The sequence below is a fragment of the Avibacterium volantium genome (assembly GCF_049366555.1).
Lineage (GTDB): Bacteria > Pseudomonadota > Gammaproteobacteria > Enterobacterales > Pasteurellaceae > Avibacterium > Avibacterium volantium_A.
The window spans coordinates 1-3,498 of the sequence record NZ_JBMMGT010000049.1 but is presented as its reverse complement, the minus strand read 5'-3'; the positions used below and the strand labels follow the sequence as shown (position 1 = coordinate 3,498).

Annotated in this window: 3 protein-coding genes and 3 tRNA genes; 3 read left to right on the top strand and 3 right to left on the bottom strand. The window is 41.3% G+C overall.

Going from position 1 to position 3,498, the window contains the following annotated elements; all coding sequences use genetic code 11:
- Positions 1-161 precede the first annotated feature (161 nt).
- The 3 genes from trxA to ACLS0A_RS10845 form a co-directional block, all read right to left on the bottom strand.
- Positions 162-485 (bottom strand): thioredoxin, encoded by a 324-nt coding sequence (trxA, locus tag ACLS0A_RS10855; RefSeq protein WP_115249234.1) that lies wholly within the window; start codon positions 483-485, stop codon positions 162-164.
- 117 nt (positions 486-602) lie between these two features.
- The gene (locus ACLS0A_RS10850) at positions 603-1,598 is read right to left on the bottom strand and encodes a 2-hydroxyacid dehydrogenase (RefSeq protein WP_416083479.1); all 996 of its coding nucleotides are present in this window, start codon (positions 1,596-1,598) and stop codon (positions 603-605) included.
- 18 nt (positions 1,599-1,616) lie between these two features.
- The gene (locus ACLS0A_RS10845) at positions 1,617-2,726 is read right to left on the bottom strand and encodes a methionine biosynthesis PLP-dependent protein (protein ID WP_416083478.1); all 1,110 of its coding nucleotides are present in this window, start codon (positions 2,724-2,726) and stop codon (positions 1,617-1,619) included.
- Positions 2,727-3,049: 323 nt separating this feature from the next.
- On the opposite strand from ACLS0A_RS10845, the gene ACLS0A_RS10840 reads away from it, so the two are divergent.
- From ACLS0A_RS10840 to ACLS0A_RS10830, 3 genes are all read left to right on the top strand, one after another.
- Positions 3,050-3,125, top strand: a tRNA-Gly gene (locus ACLS0A_RS10840).
- A gap of 11 nt (positions 3,126-3,136) precedes the next feature.
- Positions 3,137-3,210: transfer RNA gene (locus ACLS0A_RS10835), tRNA-Cys, on the top strand.
- A gap of 30 nt (positions 3,211-3,240) precedes the next feature.
- Positions 3,241-3,327 (top strand) — tRNA-Leu (locus ACLS0A_RS10830).
- The last annotated feature ends 171 nt before the right edge of the window (positions 3,328-3,498 follow it).

Genomic DNA, 3,498 nt, shown 5'->3' with positions numbered 1-3,498 from the left:
GGAAGATAAAATGAGGTAATACAATAGCCCTTTAATTACAAAAACTTTGCAAAAAATCACCGCACTTATTTTAGAATGAAATCAATAAAAACAAGAAAGAAAAGATAAGATAAGTATCAATAAAACAAACCCCATCATCTGATGGGGTTATTCTTGGTGGATTAACTATTTTGTGCAATAAACGCTGCTAATTGATTTTTAGGCAATGCGCCTACTTGCGAAGCAACGGCTTTTCCTTCTTTAAACATTAATAAAGTTGGAATGCTGCGAACGCCAAATTGGGCTGGTGTTGCTTGGTTTTCGTCAATGTTGATTTTCACGATTTTCACTTTATCGCCTAATTCCGCCGCTAATTCATCAAGAATTGGGCCAACCATACGACAAGGGCCACACCAAGGCGCCCAGAAATCTAATAATACAGGCACATCTGATCTTAAAACATCAGCTTCGAAAGTAGCGTCAGTGGTATGTAATACTTCACTCATTTTATTTTCCTTATTTTCTATTATCTAATTCGCCATAGGCTATGGCGTTTTCCTTAATATGGGGCGATGATAGCATAAATTCAAGCTATCATCACTAATCAATGTAATTGTTAAAAGTTAAGATAGCAGCACTAAATTTGGGCAAGGTTTGCCTGTTTTTAGGCTGTAAATATTTTCTAAGGTTACGTTAGAAATACTGGTCAGCGCTTCTTCCGTTAAGAATGCCTGATGCCCTGTGAGCAACACGTTATGGCACGAAGATAAACGGCGGAAAACATCATCTTGAATCACTTCATTTGATTTGTCTTCAAAGAAAAGATCTCGCTCGTTTTCATACACGTCCATTCCTAACGCCCCGATTTTACGCTGTTTTAACGCATCAATCGCTGCCTGTGTATCGATCAACGTGCCGCGACTGGTGTTAATAATCATCACGCCATCTCGCATTTTCGCAAAGGCTTCACGATTCAGCAGGTGATGATTTTCAGGGGTTGCGGGGCAATGTAGCGTAATCACTTGCGAACGGGCATATAATTCGTTTAATTCCACATATTCTGCCCCCAATTCTTCTGCAACAGGATTTTTAAACGGATCGTAAGCCAAAATATGCATACCAAACCCTTTTAAAATCCGCATTACGGCAATGCCGATTTTCCCTGTGCCAATCACCCCGACTGTGCGCCCGTGCATATTGAAGCCTGCCAATCCTTCAAGGGAAAAATTCGCTTCACGCGTACGTTGATAAGCGCGGTGAATGCGGCGATTTAGGGTAAGCATTAAACCTACGGTATGTTCTGCCACCGATTCTGGCGAATAAGCTGGTACACGAACCACTTGAATACCTAATTCTTGTGCGGCTTTGAGATCCACATTATTAAAACCAGCGCAGCGCAAGGCCACCATTTTTACTCCAAGTGCGGCCAATTTTTCCAATACTTTTCGGCTGCCATCGTCATTCACAAAAATGCACACCACATCGCAATGTTCTGCCATTTTGGCGGTAGATTCCGTGAGCATAAAATCAAAGAACTCAAGCTCAAATCCATACTTCACATTGACTAATTCTAAATATTTGCGATCGTAGCTTTTGGTACTATAAACAGCGACTCTCATTTTATTCTCCCTGTTTTGTTATTTTAACTGGGCGAAAGCTTGTAACAGATCCGCTTTGAGATCTTCCACATCTTCTAAGCCCACTGAGAAACGTAGCAGACAATTACACACACCACGCGCAATACGTTCCGCCTCAGGAATATCCATATGGGTTTGAGTCGCTGGATAAGTGATGAAACTTTCTGTGCCGCCAAGGCTTTCTGCAAAGGTAATGAGTTTAATCGCTTTTAAGAATGGATTAACCCAAGATTCATCTTGCAAACGGAAAGAGAGCATTCCGCCTTTATTTGGATAAAGTACATCTTTCACTTGTGGCTGTTCAGCAAGGAATTTCGCGAGTTCTTGTGCATTTTTTTGATGACGTTCCATACGCAATGCCAAGGTTTTCATTCCACGAATGGTCAAAAAGCTATCAAATGGCGAAAGCACAGCACCCGCACCATTTTGGATATAAAACAGACGATCACAAAGCTCTTGCCCATTGGCGACTACCAAGCCCACTAAGGCATCATTATGCCCTGCGATATATTTTGTTCCGCTGTGGATCACAATATCCGCGCCACATTCCAAAGGACGGAATAGCACCGGCGTTAAGAATGTATTATCTACGATAAGTAATAAATTGTGCTTTTTCGCCAATTTTGCAATGGCTGGGACATCACATTCTTCCATTAATGGATTTGACGGCGTTTCCACAAAAATCGTTTTGGTATTTGGTGTAATCGCCTGCTCAATGGCATCAAGAGAGGCCGTATTCACATAAACTGGCTTCACTCCGTGAGTATTTTTATAGGCAAAATCTAATAAACGATAAGTGCCGCCATACACATCGCTAGACACAATCCATTCATCGGGCGCAGCGAATAATTGCATAATTAACTGAATTGCCGCCATACCAGAAGCGCAAGCGAAACCGCGTTCCCCGCCTTCTAATTTAGCAATGGTTTCTTCTAAAACAGTACGCGTAGGGTTTTTCGTGCGGGTGTAATCGTATCCCGTGCTTTCCCCAATACCGTGATGACCATAGGCGGTAGAAAGGAAAATAGGCGTAGATACTGCGCCTGTTCTTTCATCTGTGCGATTGCCTGCTTGCGCGAGTAGTGTTTCGATTTTGTATTGCTGTGTCATATTATTCCTCGTAAAAATTGCAAAAAATTTCACCGCACTTTTATTCAGCAAGAGAATGATGCCGTGCAGTATGGATAAATAGCATTGCCACATTTTGGCACAAAGGATCGCCTGTTTAAAGTAGATTTTAAATTTAGTTTTGCGATGATATAAAAAGATTAAAAACGATCTAAAATTATCCATAAATCGCTTTGTTTTAAAGCATATTTACGCGTCTTGCATTTTTTTTCATCAATCAATAATATTTTTTCATATTTTTAATTGACAGCGTTCAAGAAGTCAGTAAAATGCACGCCACTGACAGCGAATGTGTTGCAGCGAAAGCGGGAATAGCTCAGTTGGTAGAGCACGACCTTGCCAAGGTCGGGGTCGCGAGTTCGAGCCTCGTTTCCCGCTCCAATTTACGCTACGGCGTGTTAGCAAAGCGGTTATGCACTGGATTGCAAATCCATGTAGCTCGGTTCGACTCCGGGACACGCCTCCATAATGCAACCGCAGTCAGCAATATCACTCAGCCCGAGTGGTGAAATCGGTAGACACAAGGGATTTAAAATCCCTCGACTTTCGAGTCGTGGCGGTTCAAGTCCGCCCTCGGGCACCATTTAAAATCAAGTCTTAAGTTATTGTTGTAAGATAAGATTTTCTCAATATCTCTTCTTTATTGTAAGTTCAGCTAATACTTTCTTATCAATCTTTTTGTATAAGTGAGTATGATTATGAACATTAATCAACATTCTATAAAAAAACCGTTCATTATTACTATTGCCTCAAC